Consider the following 20,465-nt stretch of genomic DNA (forward strand, 5'->3'; position numbering starts at 1 on the left):
GGGCAACATCTCCTACGACCCGGCCAACCACGAGTTCATGGTCCGCACCCGCCAGGCCAAGATCGACGGGATCGAGGTCCCCGACCTCGACGTCGACGACGCCTCGGGCCAGGCCGACACCCTCGTCCTGGGCTGGGGTTCGACGTATGGGCCGATCACCGCGGCGGTGCGCCGGCTGCGTGCGGCGGGCGAGGACATCGCGCAGGCGCATCTGCGTCATCTGAACCCGTTCCCGCGCAATCTTGGCGAGGTTCTGGGGCGTTACGACAAGGTGGTGATCCCCGAGATGAACCTCGGCCAGCTCGCCACCCTCATCCGGGCCAGGTACCTGGTGGACGCCCGCTCCTACAACCAGGTCAACGGCATGCCGTTCAAGGCGGAGCAGCTCGCCACGGCTCTCAAGGAGGCCATCCATGGCTGACACCGGCACTCAAGGCACGGGCACGATCGAGGCACTCTCGCTGGTACCCAAGGCCGAGGCCAAGCAGTCCATGAAGGACTTCAAGTCGGACCAGGAAGTGCGCTGGTGTCCCGGCTGCGGTGACTACGCGGTCCTGGCCGCCGTGCAGGGTTTCATGCCCGAGCTCGGCCTGGCGAAGGAGAACATCGTCTTCGTCTCCGGGATCGGCTGCTCCTCCCGCTTCCCGTACTACATGAACACCTACGGGATGCACTCCATCCACGGCCGTGCCCCCGCCATCGCGACCGGCCTCGCCTCCTCCCGCCGTGACCTGAGTGTGTGGGTGGTCACCGGTGACGGCGACGCGCTGTCCATCGGCGGCAACCACCTCATCCACGCCCTGCGCCGCAACGTGAACCTGAAGATCCTGCTGTTCAACAACCGGATCTACGGCCTGACCAAGGGCCAGTACTCACCCACCTCCGAAGTCGGCAAGATCACCAAGTCGACGCCGATGGGCTCCCTCGACGCGCCCTTCAACCCGGTGTCCCTCGCCATCGGCGCGGAGGCCTCGTTCGTGGCCCGCACCGTCGACTCCGACCGCAAACACCTCACCGACGTACTGCGGCAGGCGGCCGCCCACCCGGGCACCGCACTGGTCGAGATCTACCAGAACTGCAACATCTTCAACGACGGCGCCTTCGAAGTCCTCAAAGACAAGCAGCAGGCCGAGGAGGCGGTGATCCGCCTGGAACACGGCCGGCCGATCCGCTTCGGCACCGACCTCGCCAAGGGCGTCGTGCGGGACCCGCAGACCGGTGACCTGGAGGTCGTCGACGTGACCGAGGACAACCAGTCACAGATCCTCGTCCACGACGCCCACGCGGCCTCGCCCACGACGGCCTTCGCCCTGTCCCGCCTGGCCGACCCGCACACCCTGCACCACACACCCATCGGCGTCTTCCGCTCCGCCGAGCGCCCCGTCTACGACGTGCAGATGTCCGAACAGCTCGACGAAGCGATCGAACAGAACGGCAAGGGCGAGCTGAGTGAGCTGCTGGCCGGGGGCGGCGACACCTGGACCGTTGTGGGATGAATCCCGGGGTCCGGGAGCGGGAGCAAAGGGGCTCCCGGCACCGCCTACCCTGGAGTACATGACCAGCAGCGACCGGAGCCAGGCAGTGGACGTTCAACAATTCAAGACGTACGAGGTGCGCACCTACGGGTGCCAGATGAACGTCCACGACTCCGAGCGGCTCTCCGGCCTCCTTGAGGGCGCCGGCTACGTCCGTGCGCCCGAGGGCGCCGACGGTGATGCCGATGTCGTCGTCTTCAACACGTGCGCCGTCCGCGAGAACGCGGACAACAAGCTGTACGGCAATCTCGGCCGCCTGGCGCCGATGAAGACGAAGCGGCCCGGCATGCAGATCGCCGTCGGCGGCTGCCTCGCGCAGAAGGACCGCGACACCATCGTGCAGCGGGCCCCGTGGGTGGACGTCGTCTTCGGCACGCACAACATCGGCAAGCTGCCGGTCCTCCTGGAGCGCGCCCGCGTGCAGGAAGAGGCGCAGGTCGAGATCGCCGAGTCGCTGGAGGCGTTCCCCTCGACGCTGCCCACGCGCCGCGAGAGCGCGTACGCGGCCTGGGTCTCCATCTCGGTCGGCTGCAACAACACGTGCACCTTCTGCATCGTGCCCGCCCTGCGCGGCAAGGAGAAGGACCGTAGGACCGGCGACATCCTCGCCGAGATCGAGGCCCTCGTCGGCGAGGGCGTCAGCGAGATCACGCTGCTCGGGCAGAACGTGAACGCGTACGGCTCGGACATCGGCGACCGTGAGGCCTTCGGCAAGCTGCTGCGCGCCTGCGGCAAGATCGAAGGCCTGGAGCGGGTGCGCTTCACCTCCCCCCACCCGCGCGACTTCACCGACGACGTGATCGCCGCCATGGCCGAGACGCCGAACGTGATGCCGCAGCTGCACATGCCGATGCAGTCCGGCTCCGACACGGTCCTGAAGGCGATGCGCCGGTCCTACCGGCAGGAGCGCTTCCTCGGGATCATCGAGAAGGTGCGCGCCGCGATCCCGCACGCTGCCATCTCCACGGACATCATCGTGGGCTTCCCCGGAGAGACCGAGGAGGACTTCGAGCAGACCATGCACGCGGTCCGCGAGGCCCGCTTCGCGAACGCCTTCACGTTCCAGTACTCCAAGCGCCCCGGGACCCCGGCGGCGACCATGGAGGGCCAGATCCCCAAGGAGGTCGTCCAGGAGCGCTACATGCGCCTGGTCGCGCTCCAGGAGGAGATCTCCTGGGACGAGAACAAGAAGCAGGTCGGCCGCACCCTGGAGCTGATGGTCGCCGAGGGCGAGGGCCGCAAGGACGGCGCCACGCACCGCCTGTCCGGCCGCGCCCCCGACAACCGCCTGGTGCACTTCACGAAGCCGGACGCCGAGGTGCGCCCCGGTGACGTGGTCACCGTCGAGATCACCTACGCGGCCCCGCACCACCTGCTCGCCGAGGGCGACGTCCTCGAGGTGCGCCGCACGCGCGCGGGTGACGCCTGGGAGAAGCGGAACGCGGAACCCCAGCAGAAGCAGGGCGTCCTGCTCGGCCTGCCCTCGGTGGGCGTCCCGGCCCCGCTGCCGGCAGCCACGGGCGGCTGCGCCGTCAACTGACGGGCACCACCCCCTGAGGGCCGTATGTCGCGCAGTAGGCTGCCGATCATGCTTGTCGCCGCCGCCGTCTGCCCCTGCCCGCCCCTGCTCGTACCCGAGGTCGCCGCGGGTGCGGCCCCCGAGCTGGACGCCGCGCGCGCGGCCTGCGACGAGGCCGTCCGCGCGGTCCTGGCCGGCCGGCCCGACCTGATCGTGGTCGTCGGCGAAGGGCCGGTGAGCCGCACGCACGAGCAGGGCGCCACGGGTGGTTTCCAGCCGTTCGGCGTGGACCGCGAGGTCCGCCTCGGCGCGGTCACCGGGAGCGCCGGGACGTCGGCGCACCGGCTGCCCCTTTCCCTCGCGGTGGGCGCCTGGCTGCTCGACAGGGCCGGGTGGACCGGCACTGTCGAGGGCTTCGAGGTGCGGGGCGACAGGTCCTGGCCGGCCAACGGCGAGGACGGCGTGCGTCTCGCGGCGCGGGCCGAGCGGGTGGGACTCCTGGTGATGGGTGACGGGACGGCCTGCCGCAGCCTCAAGGCACCCGGCTACCTGGACGACCGTGCGGAAGGGGTCGACGCGTCGATCGCGCAGGCTCTGGGCAACGGCGACCACGACGGATTCTTCGCGACCCTGGACGCGGACCTCGCCCGCGAACTCAAGATCTCCGGCCGCTCCCCGTGGCAGATCCTCACGGCGGCCTCCGGCGAGGGCCGAAAGTGTCGCGTCCTGTACGAGGACGCTCCCTACGGAGTGGGCTACTTCGTCGCCGCCTGGTCGTAGAGCGAGGGCGCACGGCGACGGCCGCGGAGCCGGAAAAGGGCTCCGCGGCCGTCCGTGGTCCGTGGTCTGCTGGTACCGCGCGCCTCAGGAGGCGGGAGGCGGCGGCGGAGGGGCGCCGCCGTCCGCGCTTCCGCGCTTCTCCTGACCCGGCCCCCCGAAGCGGTCCATCGCGTCCTTGGCCTTGCCCGTGCCTGTCTGGATCTGGTCGCTGTACTTGCCCTTGGTCCTCTCGTCGGCCGTCTTCGCGGCCTTGTCCATGCCCTGGTCGATCTTGTCCCCGTGCTGCTGCGCGAGGCCCGCGACCTTGTCCTTGCTGAGCTTGGCTTTCAACGTGTCCAGGATGCCCATGGGTTCACCTTCACTCGCGGGGGGACTACTTACGGGCGCTCTCACCGGCCTCGTTGTCGGCGGCCTGCTCCGCGGACTGCTGCTTCGGGATCTCCACGGGCTCCGCCGCGGCGGGCTCGCGGGTATCGGCAGCGTCCGCGGACGCCTCCGGGGACGTCTCCGGTGCTGCGTCGTCGGAGGCCGCGGAGGTGTCGGCACCCTCTGTCGATGCCTCGGAAGTGCCGGAAGCCCCGGGAGAGGAGTCCTCGGCCTCGGGCTCGGCCGTCAGAGTGGCGGCCTGCGCCTCAGTGGTTGACGCCTCCTCCGTGGCCTTCGACTTCCGGCGAAACCTGGCGAAAACACCCATTTCAACTCCATACGTTACTCGTGCGGGCGAAATCCCGCGTCGCCCGGTGCGTCCGTTTGCGTCGCCCGGGTCTGAGGTACTCGAAACCGGCGGTCGCAACCTCGCAACAGGGAACGACCCCGGACCTGTGGCGTCACGTAGCTCGTTCGGGAAGAGGTCCTGAGGTTTGCGAGACTGGGGCGGTGAGTAGTGCAGCTCCCGCTCCGCGGGTCATCGCCATCGTCGGACCCACCGCGGCCGGAAAGTCCGATCTGGGCGTTTTTCTCGCCAGGGAGCTCGGCGGCGAGGTCGTCAACGCCGACTCCATGCAGCTCTACCGGGGGATGGATATCGGCACCGCCAAACTGACGCCCGAGGAACGCGGCGGCATCCCGCACCACCTGCTGGACATCTGGGACGTCACCGAGGCGGCCAGCGTCGCGGAGTACCAGAGGCTCGCCCGCGCCGAGATCGACCGGCTGCTCGCCGAGGGACGCTGGCCCGTCCTGGTCGGCGGCTCCGGCCTCTACGTCCGCGGAGCGGTGGACCACCTGGAGTTCCCCGGCACCGACCCCGAGGTGCGTGCACGCCTGGAGGAGGAGCTCACCCTGCGCGGCTCCGGCGCCCTGCACGCCCGCCTCGCCGTCTCCGACCCCGAGGCCGCCAAGGCGATCCTCCCGAGCAACGGCCGACGCATCGTCCGCGCCCTCGAAGTCATCGAGATCACAGGCAAGCCCTTCACGGCCAACCTGCCGGGACACGAGTCCGTCTACGACACCGTCCAGATCGGCGTGGACGTGGCGCGCCCCGAACTCGACGAGCGCATCGCGACCCGCGTCGACCGCATGTGGGACGCCGGGCTCGTGGACGAGGTGCGCACCCTGGAGGCGCACGGCCTGCGGGAAGGGCGTACGGCCTCGCGGGCGCTCGGCTACCAGCAGGTGCTCGCCGCGCTCGCGGGGGAGTGCACCGAGGACGAGGCGCGGACCGAGACCGTCCGCGCCACCAAGCGCTTCGCGCGCCGTCAGGACTCGTGGTTCCGGCGCGATCCGCGTGTCCACTGGCTCAGCGGCACGGCGGCCGAACGCGGGGAACTCCCGGCCCGGGCAATGACGTTGATCGAACGACCGGTCACAGCCTGATCACGTGATGGCATCGGGACGCTCCGGCCGTCATCGCGGCCCCTGGGAGCGTGCCATCATCGACCATCGATCGACCAGTGGAGTCCGAAGTGGGAGGGCGCGTGGCGATGGAGGCCGGCCCTCGTGACACCGCACCCGGCGGGGAACAGCTGAGCCCTGACGGACCGGACGCGACCCCGGACGGTGTGATCGCCGACGGCCCCACGGCCGAGGAGCTCGCATCGCAGTCCCAGGGCGCCGAGGTCGAGGTGGAACTGCGCCCGCAGCGCCGGCTGCGCCTGTGGCAGCTCGCGCCCATCGTGATCCTCTCCGCGATCGGCTCCCTGATGTTCGCGTTCCCGCTCTTCTTCGAGTTCGGGGACGGCGGTGCCGTCGTGGCCATGCTGGGGCTCCTGATCAGTTCCTGCGCCGCCGGCTGGGGAATGATGGCGGCCCGCCGCGTCGGCTACACCTGGCCCGGCTTCCCGGCCCGGGGATCGGGCAGGCGCCCGGACTGGCGGGTCGTGGGCGCGTACGCGATCGTGGTCGCCGCCGTCGCCGTCCTCGCCGTGTGGCGCGTCGCCCGCCTGCGCTAGGGCCTTTCGCAATACACCTGGTCCGCGTACCGGGCCGCCCGGACGGGTTGTCGTGGCCACCCCGTACGATCGAGGAATGAGCACGCGGATCGCCTTCCTCAAGGGGCACGGGACCGAGAACGACTTCGTGATCGTCCCTGACCCGGAGAACGCCCTGGAGCTGCCCCCGGCGGCCGTCGCAGCCCTGTGCGACCGCCGCGCCGGAATCGGCGGCGACGGCCTGCTGCACGTGGTGCGCTCCGCCGCGCACCCCGACGCCCAGCACCTGGCGGCCGAGGCGGAGTGGTTCATGGACTACCGCAACGGCGACGGCTCGATCGCCGAGATGTGCGGCAACGGCGTGCGCGTGTTCGCCCACTACCTCCAGCGGGCCGGCCATGTCGGCGAGGGTGACCTCGCGGTGGCCACGCGCGGGGGCGTGAAGAGCGTGCACATCGACAAGGAAGGCGACATCACGGTCGGCATGGGCAAGGCCCTGCTCCCCGAAGGGGATGTCACCGTCGGCGTCGACGACCACAGCTGGCCCGCGCGCAACGTGAACATGGGGAATCCCCACGCCGTCGCCTTCGTGGACGACCTCGCCCAGGCCGGCACCCTCTTCTCCGCCCCGCCCTTCACCCCGGCCACGGCCTACCCGGACGGGGTGAACGTCGAATTCGTCGTCGACCGCGGTCCCCGTCACGTCGCCATGAGGGTCCACGAGCGCGGCGTCGGCGAGACCCGCTCGTGCGGCACGGGCGCGTGCGCCGTGGCCGTCGCGGCGGCCCGCAGGGACGGCCTGGACCCGGCGGTCACCGGATCGCCGGTGACGTACACCGTGGATCTGCCCGGCGGACGACTCGTGATCACGGAGCGGGCCGATGGAGAGATCGAGATGACAGGGCCCGCAGTGATCGTCGCCGAGGGAGAGATCGACGCGGACTGGCTGGCGGGTCTCGAAACCGTAAACCCCTGAACGTTCGCTCGAATGGGTGATCCGTTTCACGCTGGGCGAGAGGGGGACTGCTCCACGTGATGGGCTCGGTAGCATCAAGCACCGGCCCGGACGGGAACCCCACAGACCGCCGCCGGTCGACGCAGCCGGAGGTGCTCATGAGTGCGGAGGCGACCAATCCCGCGACGCCGGGCCCGATCACACCGGGCGCGCACCGCAGGCGCGGCCGTCCCCGGATCGACCTGCGCCGCATCGGGGCCGCGCTGCTCGGCCCCGCCGCAGGCAACCGGCTGCCCGACGCGATCGGCCACGTGGTCGAGGCCCACCGCGCCCACCACCCGGAAGCGCCCCTGGAGCCACTGCACCGGGCATACGTCCTCGCCGAGTCCTCCCACCGGGGACAGATGCGCAAGAGCGGCGAGCCCTACATCACGCACCCGCTCGCCGTGACGCTGATCCTCGCCGAGCTGGGCGCCGAGACCACGACCCTGACCGCGTCCCTCCTCCACGACACCGTCGAGGACACCGAGGTGACGCTCGATCAAGTGCGTACGGAATTCGGCGAAGAGGTCGCGTATCTCGTCGATGGGGTGACCAAGCTCGAAAAGGTCGACTACGGAGCAGCCGCCGAACCCGAGACCTTCCGCAAGATGCTCGTCGCCACCGGCAACGATGTGCGGGTCATGTCGATCAAACTCGCCGACCGGCTGCACAACATGCGCACCCTCGGAGTGATGCGCCCCGAGAAACAGGCGCGCATCGCCAAGGTCACCGGGGACGTGCTCATCCCGCTCGCCGAACGCCTCGGCGTCCAGGCACTCAAGACCGAGCTCGAGGACCTCGTCTTCGCGATCCTGCACCCCGACGAGTACGCGGAGACCCACGAGCTCATCGCGGCCAACGAGGCGCGGGGCGCCGACCCCCTCGCGGAGATCGCCGAGGACGCCCGCGTCGTCCTGAAGGACGCGGGGATCACGGCCGAAGTGCTGATCAGGCCTCGCCACTTCGTCTCCGTGCACCGGGCGAGACGCAAGCGCGGAACGCTGCGCGGAGCGGACTTCGGGCGCCTGCTGGTACTCGTCGGCGAGGACGCCGACTGCTACGGGGTGCTCGGCGAGCTGCACACGTGCTTCACGCCGGTCGTCTCGGAGTTCAAGGACTTCATCGCCGTACCGAAGTTCAACCTGTACCAGTCGCTGCACACGGCCGTGTCGCGCGGCGACGGCGAGGTCGCCGAAGTCCTCATCCGTACGCACCAGATGCACAAGGTCGCCGAGGCCGGCGTCGTCGCCCTCGGCAATCCCTACGCTCCTCCTTCGGAGGAGCAGGCTGACAGCGACGGGGAGCGCGCCGACCCGACCAGGCCCGGCTGGCTCTCCCGCCTGCTCGACTGGCAGGAGGCCGCCCCGGACGCGGACACCTTCTGGTCGACGCTGCGCGAAGACCTCGCCCAGGACCGCGAGATCACCGTCTTCCGGCCCGACGGCGGCACGCTCGGCCTGCCCGCGGGCGCCAGCTGCGTCGACGCCGCGTACGCCCAGTACGGCGAGGACGCCCACGCCTGCATCGGAGCCCGCGTCAACGGCCGGCTGGCGACGCTCAGCACGGTCCTGAGCGATGGGGACACCGTCCAGCTCCTCATGGGCCAGGACCTCGCCTCCGAGCCCTCCAGGGACTGGCTCGACCATGCCCGTACGCCCGCCGCGCGCATCGCCATCCGGCGCTGGCTCACGACCCACCCGGCCACGCCCCAGCCCGAGCCCGAGGACAGCCGCGCCCCGGAGCCGGCCCCCAGGACCCCTCAGGGCGCGCCCGCCGGCCGCCCCGCCGAGGCGAACGCCGTCGTGGACCAGCCGGGCGCCACGGTCCGCCTCGCGGGCTGCTGCACTCCCGTGCCGCCCGACGCGGTGACCGCCTTCGCGGTACGCGGCGGCGTCGTGACCGTGCACCGCGCGGAATGTCACGGCGTGGCGCGCATGAAGAGCGCGGGGCGCGCCGAGGTCGGAGTGCGCTGGGGCGACACCGCGGAGTGCCGGGTCTCCCTGATCGCCGAATCCTTCAGCCGGCCCCATCTGCTGGCCGATCTCACCGAGGCCATCGCCCTGGAGAGCGTCGCCGTCATCTCCGCGACGGTGGAACCGCCGACCCAGGGACGCGTACGCCACACCTACACGCTCCAACTCCCCGACGCGACAACACTCCCCGGACTGATGCGCGCCATGCGCAACATCGCAGGGGTGTACGACGTCAGCCGCGCACAGCACCCCGCCCAGACCACGTCCTAAGGTCTCATTCGGGTGGGTGTGGCGCGTCCGGCCGGAGTCCGGACGCGCTCGCTGGTAGCCGTAGTTCATGCTGCTCACCCCCCGCACCATCCGCATGGGCACCGCGCTCGTCGCCGCGGCCGCCTCCACCGCCCTTCTCGCCGCGAGCGCGCCGCCGCCGGCCGTCCCGCTGGGCATCGGCGACCGGCTCTTCCCGCACCTCGGCAATCCGGGCTACGACGTGGAGTCGTACGACATCGCGTTCACGTACCACGGCGACAACAAGAAGCCGCTGGACGCCGTCACCAAGATCGAGGCCACGGCGACCGCCCCCCTCGACCAGGTGAACCTCGACTTCTCGCAGGGAACCGTCCGCTCCGTCGAGGTCAACGGCAGTCCCGCGCGGTTCGACACCAGCGACGAGGACCTGGTCGTCACGCCCGCGACCCCCGTCCCGGAGGGTGCCCCGCTGGAGATCACGGTGCGGCACACCAGCAACCCGGTCCGCGGCAAGGAGGAGGGCGGCTGGGTGCAGACCAAGGACGGTCTCGCCATGGCCAATCAGGCCGACGCCGGACACCGCGTGTTCCCGAGCAACGACCACCCTTCGGACAAGGCACTGTTCACGTTCCGGATCACCGCCCCCAAGGCGCTCACGGTCGTCGCCAACGGTGTGCCCTTCCTGAAGATGCGCCACGGCGCGGACACCAGCTGGTCGTACCGCACCCTCCACCCCATGGCCACCGAGCTGGCGCAGGTCTCGATCGGCAGCTCCGCGGTACTGCACCGCGAGGGGCCGCACGGGCTGCCCGTCCGTGACGTGGTGCCCGCCAAGGACCGCAAGGTCCTCGAACCGTGGCTCAAGAAGACGCCCGCCCAGCTCGCCTGGATGGAAGGGAAGGTCGGCCGCTACCCCTTCGAGAACTACGGCCTCCTGATCGCCCAGGCCCAGACCGGCTTCGAGCTCGAGACCCAGACGCTCTCCCTCTTCGAGAAGGACATCTTCACGGAGCCGGCCTACCCCGCCTGGTACATCGACTCGATCATGGTCCATGAGATGGCGCACCAGTGGTTCGGCGACAGCGTCAGCCCCCGCACCTGGTCCGACCTGTGGCTGAACGAGGGACATGCCAGCTGGTACGAGGCCCTCTACGCCCAGGAGAAGGGGCACCAGTCCATGGCCAAGCGCATGCGTGAGGCCTACCGGGCCTCGGACGGCTGGCGCGCCGCGGGCGGCCCGCCGGCCTCCCCCAAGGCCCCGAAGCCGGGCCAGAAGATCAGCATCTTCCGCCCGGTGGTCTACGACGGCAGCGCCCTCGTCCTCTACGCGCTCCGTCAGAAGATCGGCACCCCGGCCTTCGAGCGGCTGGAGCGCGACTGGGTGCGCACGCACCGTGACGGCACGGCGGGCACGGCGGACTTCATCAGCCTCGCCTCGCAGACCTCGGGCCGCGACCTCCAGGGCTTCTTCAAGGCCTGGCTGTACGGCAAGACGACGCCGCCGATGCCGGGTCACCCGGACTGGAAGTCGGCGCCGGTGCAGAAGGCGAAGCCTGCCAAGGGCTAGGCCGTCGGCCCACAACCCAGGCAGGACAAGGCTTCGAGCCCGGCTTAGGCGGGCAATAAGTCGGATGACGAGACGGGCCGTACCGTGCGACCATCTTTCAGGTCGGCGGCACGGCCGCCCCGGGAATCTACGGACGTCCCGGGGCGTTGTGTCAGTCGTAGGACCACGCTGTCATGCGCGGACCCGCACCCTTTCGAACCACCTCGACGTAAGGATCCAATGACCTCCTCTTCTTCCCCTTCCCAGGACGCGCAGAGCTTCGCGCAGAACAACTCCGAAGGTCTTCGGGCCGATGCCCTGATGGAAGAGGACGTCGCCTGGAGCCACGAGATCGACGGAGAGCGGGACGGCGACCAGTTCGACCGCTCCGAGCGCGCGGCCCTGCGCCGCGTCGCGGGCCTCTCCACCGAGCTCGAGGACGTCACCGAGGTCGAGTACCGACAGCTCCGTCTGGAGCGGGTCGTGCTCGTCGGCGTGTGGACCTCGGGAACGGTGGACGACGCGGAGAACTCCCTCGCCGAGCTGGCGGCCCTCGCCGAGACCGCCGGCGCCCAGGTGCTCGACGGCGTCATCCAGCGCCGGGACAAGCCCGACGCGGCGACGTACATCGGCTCGGGCAAGGCCCTGGAGCTGCGCGACATCGTCCTCGAAACCGGAGCCGACACCGTCGTGTGTGACGGTGAGCTCAGCCCCGGCCAGCTCATCCACCTCGAAGACGTCGTCAAGGTCAAGGTGGTCGACAGGACCGCCCTGATCCTCGACATCTTCGCCCAGCACGCCAAGTCCCGAGAGGGCAAGGCACAGGTCGCCCTCGCGCAGATGCAGTACATGCTGCCGCGGCTGCGCGGCTGGGGTCAGTCGCTCTCCCGGCAGATGGGTGGCGGCGGCGGTGGCGGCATGGCCACCCGTGGTCCCGGTGAGACCAAGATCGAGACGGACCGGCGACGGATCCGCGAGAAGATGGCGAAGATGCGCCGGGAAATCGCGGAGATGAAGACGGGCCGCGAGATCAAGCGCCAGGAGCGGCGCCGCAACAAGGTGCCTTCGGTGGCCATCGCCGGATACACCAACGCGGGCAAGTCGTCCCTGCTCAACCGACTGACGGGCGCCGGAGTCCTGGTGGAGAACGCCCTGTTCGCCACCCTCGACCCGACCGTCCGCAGGGCCGAGACGCCCAGCGGCCGTCTCTACACGCTGGCCGACACGGTCGGTTTTGTGCGGCACCTGCCGCACCACCTCGTCGAGGCGTTCCGCTCCACGATGGAGGAGGTCGGTGACTCCGACCTGATCCTGCACGTGGTGGACGGGTCGCACCCGGCGCCGGAGGAGCAGCTGGCCGCCGTGCGCGAGGTCATCCGCGACGTGGGCGCCACGGAGGTGCCCGAGATCGTGGTGATCAACAAGGCGGACGCGGCCGATCCCCTCGTCCTCCAGCGGCTGTTGCGCGTCGAGAGGCGCGCGATCGCGGTGTCGGCCCGCACCGGGCTCGGCATCGACAAGCTGCTCGCGATCATCGACGACGAGCTGCCGCGTCCCGAGGTCGAGATCGATGCGCTCGTTCCGTACACGCACGGCCAGCTGGTCGCGCGTGCGCACACCGGCGGCGAGGTGATCTCCGAGGAGCACACGCCGGAGGGCACGCTGCTCAAGGCCCGGGTGCACGAGGAACTCGCCGCCGAGTTCGCGCCCTACCTCCTGGCGGCGGCCGCGAGCTGACGCTCCGGCAGCAGCCGGGCATCCTGTACCGACGGCGAGGGCCCGCCCCCAACTTCCTGGGGGCGGGCCCTCGTTCGTGCGTTCTCGTGCAGTGAATCGTGCGGTGCAGCCGGCGCTTACTGGCTGCCGTACTTCTCGCTCATCGTGTCGAAGACCTGCTGGGCGCCCTTGCCCAGCTGCGGTCCGGCCAGCCAGGTGTTCTCGGCCGGGCCGATCGACGTGTTCGACACCAGCTGAGTCTTCCCGTCGACCATCCGGAACCAGCCGCCACCGGACGAACCGCCGGTCATGGTGCAGCCGATGCGGTACATCGTCGGCATGTCGGGGCTGAGGGACAGACGGCCCGGATGGTCGATGCACTTGTGCATCAGCTGGCCGTTGAAGGGCGGCGCGGCCGGGTAGCCCCAGGCGCCCATGCTGCTGACCGACTGGACCGCGGGCTCGGAGAAGTCGACGGGCAGCGCGTTGCCGACGGTCTCCTCGAGGGACTTGGAGCCCTGCTCCGGCTTCACATGCAGCACCGCGTAGTCGTACGGAGCGCCCGCACCACCCGACTCGGCGCCCGTGTCGATCCACTCGTTGGAGGTGGAGGCCCAGTCGGCCCAGAAGGTGCCGTACGGGGCGACCTCCTGCGGGGCCGCGTTCTGCAGCTGCGCCTCGGACTTGCCCAGGTTGTTGTAGGCCGGGACGAAGGCGATGTTGCGGTACCAGCCGCCTGCCGCGCCCGCGTGCACGCAGTGGCCCGCGGTCCAGACGAGGTTGGACTTGCCCGGGTTGCGCGGATCCTTCACGACGGTGCCGGAGCAGACCATCGAACCTTCGGGGGAGTCGAAGAAGACCTTGCCGACTGGAGCGGCGTTGTCGGTGTACGGGGTCTTCTCGGGCACAGCCTTGACCGGCTGCGGCTCAGGGTCCGTGGCGCCCTGGTCGGCCGAGGCGTCCTTCGCCGCGATCGTCTTGTCCGGGTCCTTGGCGGACTTCATCCGCTCAGGCTTCCAGTGGTCCTTGATGACCGGGTTGACGAAGTCCTTGGCCTCGCGCAGCCAGTCGTCCTTGTCCCAGTTCTTCCAGGCGCCGTTCTGCCACTTGTCCGGGTCGATGCCGTGCTTCTTGAGCTGGTCGGCGATGCCCCCGGGCAGCTTGTCGTCGGATCCCGTGCCGGCGCCCTGCGAAGCCGTGGCGGCCGACTTGTCACTCGCCTTGTCGTCGCTCGGGCCGCAGGCCGTGGCGGTGAGCGCCAGGGCCGCGGCGAGCCCCGTAGCGGCGAGGACGGTACGCCGGCCCCGACTCCGCGTGGATGACGGACGTGTGGAACGCATGGTGCGGTTACCCCCGTTGAGCGAATGTGTCATGAGCTTGTCAGGTCCGGAGTGACCTCCGTGCGGAGATCTCGGACGCAGCACCCCACTATGCCTGTGGAGTTGGGGACGGACGGCGGCGGGGTGGTGAAGGTTTCGTCACCCCGCCGCCGCCCATTTCCGGTCTACTGACCGGCGTACTTCTTGCTGACCGCTTCGTAAATTCCCTTGGCCTCCTTGCCGAGGCGCGGGCCCGCGAGCCAGCCGGCCGTCACCGGGCCGATCGACGTGTTCGACACCAGCGACGGCTTGCCGCTGGAGCCCTGCGCGATCCAGCCGCCACCGGACGAGCCGCCGGTCATGGTGCAGCCGATGCGGTACATCGTCGGGTCGGCCTTCGCGAGGGAGAGCCGCCCCGGCTTGTCGGCGCACTGGTACAGCGTCTGGCCGTCGTACGGCGGCGCCGCCGGGTAACCCTTCGCCGTCATCGTGGCGATCTTCGGCACCGCGGGCGCGTTGAAGTCGACCGGTACGGCCGTACCGACCGTCTCCTCAAGGGACTTGCCCTCGCTGCCCTTCTCCGGCGTGACCTGGATGACCGCGAAGTCGTACGGCGCGCCCTGCCCGCCCGTCGGACCGCCCTGCTCGATCCACTGGTCGGACGTCTGCGCCCACTTGCCCCACCAGACGCCGTACGGAGCGACCTCTTCCTTGGTGGCCTTCTGGAGCTGCTCGTCCGACAGGCCCGCGTTGTTGTACGAGGGGACGAAGGCGATGTTGCGGTACCAGCCGCCGTTCTTGCCGGCGTGCACGCAGTGGCCCGCGGTCCACACCATGTTCGACTTGCCCGGGTGCGCGGGGTCCGTGACGACCGTCGCCGAACAGACCATCGACCCCTCGGGGCTGTCGAAGAAGAGCTTTCCGGCGTACGGCGTGCTGTCGTGGTACGGCGTGCCGACGGCCGCCGCCTTCACGGGCTGCGGCGTCGGATCCGTCACGCCCTGGTCACCCGAGATGTCGTTGTCGTCGACCTCGTTGTCCGGGTTCTTGTCGGCGTCACGCATCCGGTCCGGGTCCCACAGACCGTCGATGATGGGGTTGACGTAGTCCTGCGCCTCACGCAGCCACTTGTCCTTGTCCCAGTTCTTCCACTCGCCGTTCTTCCACTTGTCCAGATCAATACCGTGCTCCTTGAGCCGGTCCTTGATGTCGTCCGGGATCTGGATCTTGTCGCTGCCGCCCTGTGCAGCGGACGCGGTCGGCTTCGAGTCCGCGTTGTCGTCGCCGGGACCGCACGCGGTGGCGGTGAGCGCGAGCGCCGCACCGACGACGAGAGCGGCCGCCACGGGGGAGGTTCTGCGGCGTGCGTTCCTCCCGCGCTGAACGGTCAAGAGCGGACGTATGGGTCGCATGTCGTGAATCCCCCTGGGCTTCGAGAACTGTGCAGTGCCGGCCGCCGGCGGTCGTGAACCGGTCGCGCCACGCTCGGCACTTGATGTGCCTCGCCCCGCGACCGCGCCCTGTGCCCTCCGTCGAACGGCAACCCACCCTATGCGCGCGCTGTGGGTGACTACCTACGGAACGGCAACGGTTCCGTCACGGCAGGGATCTTCGGAAGGACAAGGAATTTCCGCCGACCCGTGATCCCGCGCAGCCACCGTCGTTGGTACGTACGGGGGATTCGCCGTTGCCGCTCGGTCCTTGGGGTTCGGCCCTGCAGGCACGTACGTCAACTGATCCCCGCACTCGGAGAATTCGACCGGATCCAGCGGGATCCAGGGGGAGGACCATCAGTCGTGGCCGTCACCGAGCCTGCGCCCGCGGCGGTGCCCGCGGGGTATGAGGGGGACTCCGCCCGTGCGGGCGCTGCCCAAGAGGGGATCCTGCGACGGCAGTCCGCACGGGAGTCGGCGGCCCGCACCTACGCGCGCGCCCTGCCGATCGTGCCCGTGCGGGCACGCGGCCTGACGATCGAGGGCGCCGACGGGCGCCGGTACCTCGACTGCCTCTCCGGCGCGGGCACCCTGGCCCTCGGCCACAATCACCCCGTCGTGCTCGAAGCGATCAGACGCGTACTCGACTCCGGCGCCCCCCTGCACGTGCTCGACCTGGCCACCCCCGTGAAGGACGCCTTCACGACGGAACTCTTCCGTACGCTGCCCGCCGGGCTCGCCGAGCGCGCACGGATCCAGTTCTGCGGACCGGCCGGCACTGATGCGGTGGAGGCCGCCCTGAAGCTCGTCCGCACGGCCACCGGCCGCACCGGACTGCTCGCCTTCACCGGCGCGTATCACGGGATGACAGCGGGGGCGCTCGAAGCGTCCGGCGGGGCGCAGGACGTCAGAGTCGCGCGACTGCCCTATCCGCAGGACTACCGCTGTCCCTTCGGCGTCGGCGGCGAACGCGGCGCCGAACTCTCCGCGCGCTGGACCGAATCCCTCATCGACGACCCGAAGTCCGGGGTGCCACACCCCGCCGGCATGATCCTCGAACCCGTCCAGGGGGAAGGCGGAGTGATCCCCGCGCCCGACGCCTGGATGCGCCGGATGCGCGCACTCACCGCGGCCCGCTCCATCCCGCTGATCGCCGACGAGGTCCAGACCGGCGTGGGCAGGACCGGCGCCTTCTGGGCCGTCGAACACAGCGGCGTGGTGCCCGACGTCATGGTTCTGTCCAAGGCGATCGGCGGCAGCCTCCCCCTGGCCGTCGTCGTCTACCGCGACGACCTTGATGTCTGGCAACCCGGGGCCCACGCCGGCACGTTCCGCGGGAACCAGCTCGCCATGGCCGCCGGCGCCGCGACCCTCGCCTACGTCAGGGAGAACCGTCTCGCCGAACGGGCCGCCCTCCTGGGCGCCCGCATGGTGGGCCAGCTCCAGGGCCTCGCAACCGAACACCCCTGCATCGGGGACGTGCGGGGCCGCGGCCTGATGATCGGCGTCGAACTGGTCGACGTGGGCGCCGCCCAGGACCCGGGCCGATCCGCAGCAGGCGACGCGAGTCCCTGTCCTCCGGCGCCCGAACTGGCCGCGTCCGTGCAGCGCGAATGTCTCCGCCGTGGACTCATCGTCGAACTCGGCGGCCGCCACTCCAGCGTCGTACGCCTCCTGCCGCCCCTCACGATCACCGACGAACAGGCTGCCGCGGTCGTCGAGCGTCTCGCCGACGCCCTGGCCCAAGCCGCCCGCACCCATCGCGGCTAGCCCAGCCGGGACCGGCCCCGTCCTGAGACCCCACACCCACCAGGCCAGGGCCACCACAACACGGACCACCACGGACAGCGGCGGAACACCGGACAGTCCGGACCGCCGCATCACGGAGTCAACTACCCCACAAGGAAGCCCCGTTGAACGCCACTCCCGCACCCGACGACCGACACCGACCCCAGGCGAGCGGAGCCTGCGACACGCAGCCCCAGCTTGCGCCGGAACGCGGGACGGTCCCCCGGCAGAAGGACGGCAGCCAGGAGGTCGAGCATCTGCACGGCTCCGCCGCCGACCTGCTGGAGCATCCCGACCCCGGCACCGCGGCCCAGGCCGCGGCCGTCGAGAACCTGCTCCGCTGCTGGGTGCGGGAGAACGATCTGGCCGAACCCCCGCACGGCACTCTGCGCATCCCTCTGCCCGCAAGTGGCACCGCCCTCCTCATCCCCGTCCACTACTGGTCCGTGACCGGCTGGCACCGGTTCGGTATGCCCCATCTTCAGGACGGCCCGCTGGACGCCCCGCGGGTCGACGCCGTCACCGTCGCCGCCCTCCTGAGCCGCGAGGCATCAGGCCCGGGAAGCGCCGCCAGGGTGGGGGGCAGCGGTGAAGCCCCGGTGCGGGGCGGTGTCGATGTCGCCCGGCGGGAAGGCTCGGTGCCGGGGTCGGCCGGCACGCCGGACACCTTCATCGCGCCGCAGCCCGCGACCGCCCCGGCGCCGAACCCGAGCGTCCCGGCGCCCACGCCGACCGCCTCGGAGCCCCCCGGGGCCACCCGCCACGAGCCCTCCCACTCGGCCACCTCCGAGCCCTCCCACCCCACCTCCTGCGGCGACGGAGCCGATCTGGTGGGACGCGTCGCCGACTCGGTGCGCCGCACCGCCGACTTCATCGCTCACCGCCGCAGCAACCCCCGCGACACGACCGACCTCTTCCTGGCCGCCGAACAGTCACTCCTGCTCGGCCACCCCCTGCACCCGACCCCGAAGAGCCGCGAGGGCCTGTCCGAGGCCGAATCCCATCTCTATTCACCTGAGTCGCAGGGATCTTTCCCCCTGCACTGGATGGCGGTGAACCGCTCGGTGCTCGCGATGGACTCGGCCTGGACCCAGCGGGGCCGTCCCCTCCCCGCGGACCAGCTCACCCTCCAACTCGCCGGGACGGAGCTGCCCCTGCCCGATGGCCACGCCGCGCTGCCCCTGCATCCCTGGCAGGTTCGCGAGCTCAAGCACCGCCCCCGGACGGCGGCCCTCCTCGACGCCGGCCTTCTGCGTGACCTCGGTCCTCACGGTGCCCCCTGGTACCCCACCTCCTCTGTCCGTACCCTCTACCGGTCCGACGCATCGGCCATGCTGAAGCTCTCGCTCGGCCTGCGCATCACCAACTCCCGTCGGGAGAACCTCCGCAAGGAACTCCACCGCGGAGTCGAGGTCCACCGACTGCTGCGTACGGGCCTCTTCGAGCAGTGGCAGGCCGCCCACCCCGGATTCGACATCGTCCGCGACCCGGCCTGGCTCGCCGTGAACGACCCCGACGGCGAACCGGTACCCGGCCTGGACGTGATGATCCGGAACAACCCGTTCGCACCCGGAGACGACGCGGCCTGCATCGCCGGCTTCGTGTCGCCCAGGCCCCCGGCCGTGCCCCACGGACAACGGGACCGCCAGCTCATGCGCTCCCGCCTCGCCGAGACCATCACCCGCCTCGCCGGCCGCACCGGCCGCCCCCGCGGCGCCGTCGCCGCCGAGTGGTTCCTGCGCTACCTCGAACACGTCGTACGCCCCGTGCTCTGGCTCGACAGCACCGCCGGCGTAGCCCTGGAGGCCCATCAGCAGAACACGCTGCTGCTGCTCGACCCCGAAGGCTGGCCCGTCGGCGGCCGCTACCGCGACAACCAGGGCTACTACTTCCGCGAGTCCCGGCGCGCCGAGCTGGACAGCCGGCTGCCCGGCATCGGCAGCCACAGCGACACCTTCGTCACCGACGACGTCACCGACGAGAGGTTCGCCTACTACCTCGGGATCAACAACATCTTCGGTCTCATCGGAGCCTTCGGCTCTCAACAGTTGGCGGACGAACGGCTGTTGCTCGCCGCGTTCCGAGGATTCCTCGCCGATGTCGCGTCAGGCCCCGACAAGCTCCGCAGCCCACTGCCCGGATACCTCCTCGACTCCCCGGCCCTGCGCTGCAAGGCCAACCTCCTCACCCGCCTGCACGGACTCGACGAACTCGTCGGCCCCGTCGACACCCAGTCCGTCTACGTCACCATCGCCAACCCCCTTCATTCCTGAGGAACATGCCCCACCCCATCCCCTGAGAGGAACGTCGCCGTGTCACCCACCGACGCGCGCACCGACGCCGAAGTCACCCCCGCTGCCGCCCTGACCGATGCCGTCACCGACGAGATCACCGACACGGGCCCCGGCGCCGACGAGCTCACCGGCTCCGATCCGAGTGCCGGCATGGACGCCGCCGACACCTTGGATTTGCGTCTGCCCGACGAACTCATCGACCTGATCACCGGGCAGGGTGGAGCCGGCGGGCAGGCCAACGGCAGCGCGGGGCAGGGGACGGGTGCAGACTCCGCCACGTATGGGCACGCAGGTGAGGGAACAGGAGCGCACGGACCGGGCGGCCCCTCGACGGCCCTCACGGACGACGACCTGCTCGACAACGTCGGAGCGTGGGGACCGGTCACCACACGTTCCGGCGTCTTCCAGCTGGTTCCCGTCCGTATCGAACGCGACCTGCCGCTGATCAGTCGCTGGATGAACGACCCAGCCGTCGCTGCATTCTGGGAACTCGAGGGCCCGGAAGCCGTCACGGAGAAGCATCTCCGCCCCCAACTGGACGGCGACGGGCGCAGCGTCCCCTGCCTCGGTGTACTGGACGGCACCCCGATGAGCTACTGGGAGATCTACCGCGCCGACCTCGACCCACTGGCCCGCCATTACCCCGCCCGCCCGCACGACACCGGTGTTCACCTCCTCATCGGCGGTGTCGCCAACCGCGGCCGAGGGCTCGGCACGGGCCTGCTCCGGGCCGTCGCCGGCCTCGTACTCGACCATCGTCCGCCCTGCGCTCGTGTCGTCGCAGAGCCGGACCTTCGCAACACCCCTTCCGTATCAGCGTTCTTGAGTGCTGGTTTCCGCTTCTCCGCCGAGGTGGACCTTCCCGACAAGCGAGCCGCACTCATGATCCGAGACCGGGCCCTGCGCGCTCTGCTGTGAGCCCGTCACTCTTAGTACATCGCTCACCT

General features: G+C 70.4%; 16 protein-coding genes and 1 pseudogene. 13 read left to right on the plus strand and 4 right to left on the minus strand.

Annotated features, from left to right (window positions below; translation table 11 throughout):
• The 4 genes and pseudogenes from AC07EJ_RS36105 to AC07EJ_RS36120 form a co-directional block, all read left to right on the plus strand.
• A pseudogene (locus AC07EJ_RS36105) lies at positions 1 to 421 on the plus strand (2-oxoacid:acceptor oxidoreductase subunit alpha); the annotation flags it as partial.
• Positions 414 to 1,496 (plus strand): 2-oxoacid:ferredoxin oxidoreductase subunit beta, encoded by a 1,083-nt coding sequence (locus AC07EJ_RS36110; protein WP_478885865.1) that lies wholly within the window; start codon positions 414 to 416, stop codon positions 1,494 to 1,496. The pseudogene AC07EJ_RS36105 and the gene AC07EJ_RS36110, both read left to right, overlap by 8 nt.
• 58 nt (positions 1,497 to 1,554) lie before the next feature.
• The gene (gene miaB / locus AC07EJ_RS36115; protein WP_389489681.1) at positions 1,555 to 3,075 is read left to right on the plus strand and encodes a tRNA (N6-isopentenyl adenosine(37)-C2)-methylthiotransferase MiaB; all 1,521 of its coding nucleotides are present in this window, start codon (positions 1,555 to 1,557) and stop codon (positions 3,073 to 3,075) included.
• A gap of 48 nt (positions 3,076 to 3,123) precedes the next feature.
• Positions 3,124 to 3,834: a class III extradiol dioxygenase subunit B-like domain-containing protein gene (locus tag AC07EJ_RS36120; RefSeq protein WP_478885866.1), complete on the plus strand. Its 711-nt coding sequence runs from the start codon at positions 3,124 to 3,126 to the stop codon at positions 3,832 to 3,834.
• Positions 3,835 to 3,918: 84 nt separating this feature from the next.
• Here AC07EJ_RS36120 and AC07EJ_RS36125 read toward each other — a convergent pair whose 3' ends face one another.
• Together AC07EJ_RS36125 and AC07EJ_RS36130 are read right to left on the minus strand one after the other, a co-directional pair.
• On the minus strand, positions 3,919 to 4,182 hold the full coding sequence (locus AC07EJ_RS36125; protein ID WP_478885867.1) for an antitoxin: 264 nt from the start codon (positions 4,180 to 4,182) through the stop codon (positions 3,919 to 3,921).
• Between the two features lie 25 nt (positions 4,183 to 4,207).
• Positions 4,208 to 4,528: a hypothetical protein gene (locus AC07EJ_RS36130; protein ID WP_389489675.1), complete on the minus strand. Its 321-nt coding sequence runs from the start codon at positions 4,526 to 4,528 to the stop codon at positions 4,208 to 4,210.
• A gap of 182 nt (positions 4,529 to 4,710) precedes the next feature.
• Between AC07EJ_RS36130 and miaA the strand changes: the two genes are divergently transcribed.
• The 6 genes from miaA to hflX all read left to right on the plus strand — a co-directional run bounded on the left by miaA (position 4,711) and on the right by hflX (position 12,705).
• Positions 4,711 to 5,649 (plus strand): tRNA (adenosine(37)-N6)-dimethylallyltransferase MiaA, encoded by a 939-nt coding sequence (miaA, locus tag AC07EJ_RS36135; RefSeq protein WP_389489673.1) that lies wholly within the window; start codon positions 4,711 to 4,713, stop codon positions 5,647 to 5,649.
• Positions 5,650 to 5,756: 107 nt separating this feature from the next.
• Complete coding sequence (locus tag AC07EJ_RS36140) at positions 5,757 to 6,224, plus strand: hypothetical protein (protein WP_389489683.1); 468 nt, start codon at positions 5,757 to 5,759, stop codon at positions 6,222 to 6,224.
• A gap of 76 nt (positions 6,225 to 6,300) precedes the next feature.
• Positions 6,301 to 7,179 carry a diaminopimelate epimerase gene (gene dapF / locus AC07EJ_RS36145; protein WP_478885868.1) on the plus strand — a complete coding sequence of 293 codons (879 nt, stop codon included), beginning with the start codon at positions 6,301 to 6,303 and terminating at the stop codon, positions 7,177 to 7,179.
• Between the two features lie 137 nt (positions 7,180 to 7,316).
• Positions 7,317 to 9,443, plus strand: a complete 2,127-nt coding sequence (locus AC07EJ_RS36150) for a RelA/SpoT family protein (protein WP_393586177.1) — start codon at positions 7,317 to 7,319, stop codon at positions 9,441 to 9,443.
• A gap of 67 nt (positions 9,444 to 9,510) precedes the next feature.
• Positions 9,511 to 10,989 carry a M1 family metallopeptidase gene (locus AC07EJ_RS36155; RefSeq protein WP_478885869.1) on the plus strand — a complete coding sequence of 493 codons (1,479 nt, stop codon included), beginning with the start codon at positions 9,511 to 9,513 and terminating at the stop codon, positions 10,987 to 10,989.
• A 219-nt stretch (positions 10,990 to 11,208) separates the two neighbouring features.
• Positions 11,209 to 12,705, plus strand: a complete 1,497-nt coding sequence (gene hflX, locus AC07EJ_RS36160; RefSeq protein ID WP_389489665.1) for a GTPase HflX — start codon at positions 11,209 to 11,211, stop codon at positions 12,703 to 12,705.
• A 116-nt stretch (positions 12,706 to 12,821) separates the two neighbouring features.
• Here hflX and AC07EJ_RS36165 read toward each other — a convergent pair whose 3' ends face one another.
• Positions 12,822 to 14,024 (minus strand): trypsin-like serine peptidase, encoded by a 1,203-nt coding sequence (locus AC07EJ_RS36165; RefSeq protein WP_478885870.1) that lies wholly within the window; start codon positions 14,022 to 14,024, stop codon positions 12,822 to 12,824.
• Between the two features lie 164 nt (positions 14,025 to 14,188).
• On the minus strand, positions 14,189 to 15,415 hold the full coding sequence (locus tag AC07EJ_RS36170) for a trypsin-like serine peptidase (protein ID WP_389489660.1): 1,227 nt from the start codon (positions 15,413 to 15,415) through the stop codon (positions 14,189 to 14,191).
• Positions 15,416 to 15,799: 384 nt separating this feature from the next.
• Between AC07EJ_RS36170 and AC07EJ_RS36175 the strand changes: the two genes are divergently transcribed.
• From AC07EJ_RS36175 to AC07EJ_RS36185, 3 genes are all read left to right on the plus strand, one after another.
• The gene (locus AC07EJ_RS36175) at positions 15,800 to 17,206 is read left to right on the plus strand and encodes a diaminobutyrate--2-oxoglutarate transaminase family protein (protein WP_389489658.1); all 1,407 of its coding nucleotides are present in this window, start codon (positions 15,800 to 15,802) and stop codon (positions 17,204 to 17,206) included.
• A 143-nt stretch (positions 17,207 to 17,349) separates the two neighbouring features.
• Positions 17,350 to 19,497: an IucA/IucC family protein gene (locus AC07EJ_RS36180; protein WP_393586183.1), complete on the plus strand. Its 2,148-nt coding sequence runs from the start codon at positions 17,350 to 17,352 to the stop codon at positions 19,495 to 19,497.
• Between the two features lie 39 nt (positions 19,498 to 19,536).
• On the plus strand, positions 19,537 to 20,436 hold the full coding sequence (locus AC07EJ_RS36185; RefSeq protein ID WP_478885871.1) for a GNAT family N-acetyltransferase: 900 nt from the start codon (positions 19,537 to 19,539) through the stop codon (positions 20,434 to 20,436).
• The last annotated feature ends 29 nt before the right edge of the window (positions 20,437 to 20,465 follow it).

The sequence above is a fragment of the Streptomyces sp. NPDC045026 genome (assembly GCF_056432625.1).

Bases quoted from the DNA above. Each gene is read 5' to 3' on its own strand.
- AC07EJ_RS36110 (WP_478885865.1), top strand. From the start codon at position 414: ATGGCTGACACCGGCACTCAAGGCACGGGCACGATCGAGGCACTCTCG.
- miaB (WP_389489681.1), top strand. From the start codon at position 1,555: ATGACCAGCAGCGACCGGAGCCAGGCAGTGGACGTTCAACAATTCAAG.
- AC07EJ_RS36120 (WP_478885866.1), top strand. From the start codon at position 3,124: ATGCTTGTCGCCGCCGCCGTCTGCCCCTGCCCGCCCCTGCTCGTACCC.
- AC07EJ_RS36125 (WP_478885867.1), bottom strand. From the start codon at position 4,182: ATGGGCATCCTGGACACGTTGAAAGCCAAGCTCAGCAAGGACAAGGTC.
- AC07EJ_RS36130 (WP_389489675.1), bottom strand. From the start codon at position 4,528: ATGGGTGTTTTCGCCAGGTTTCGCCGGAAGTCGAAGGCCACGGAGGAG.
- AC07EJ_RS36140 (WP_389489683.1), top strand. From the start codon at position 5,757: ATGGAGGCCGGCCCTCGTGACACCGCACCCGGCGGGGAACAGCTGAGC.
- dapF (WP_478885868.1), top strand. From the start codon at position 6,301: ATGAGCACGCGGATCGCCTTCCTCAAGGGGCACGGGACCGAGAACGAC.
- AC07EJ_RS36150 (WP_393586177.1), top strand. From the start codon at position 7,317: ATGAGTGCGGAGGCGACCAATCCCGCGACGCCGGGCCCGATCACACCG.
- AC07EJ_RS36155 (WP_478885869.1), top strand. From the start codon at position 9,511: ATGCTGCTCACCCCCCGCACCATCCGCATGGGCACCGCGCTCGTCGCC.
- hflX (WP_389489665.1), top strand. From the start codon at position 11,209: ATGACCTCCTCTTCTTCCCCTTCCCAGGACGCGCAGAGCTTCGCGCAG.
- AC07EJ_RS36165 (WP_478885870.1), bottom strand. From the start codon at position 14,024: ATGCGTTCCACACGTCCGTCATCCACGCGGAGTCGGGGCCGGCGTACC.
- AC07EJ_RS36170 (WP_389489660.1), bottom strand. From the start codon at position 15,415: ATGCGACCCATACGTCCGCTCTTGACCGTTCAGCGCGGGAGGAACGCA.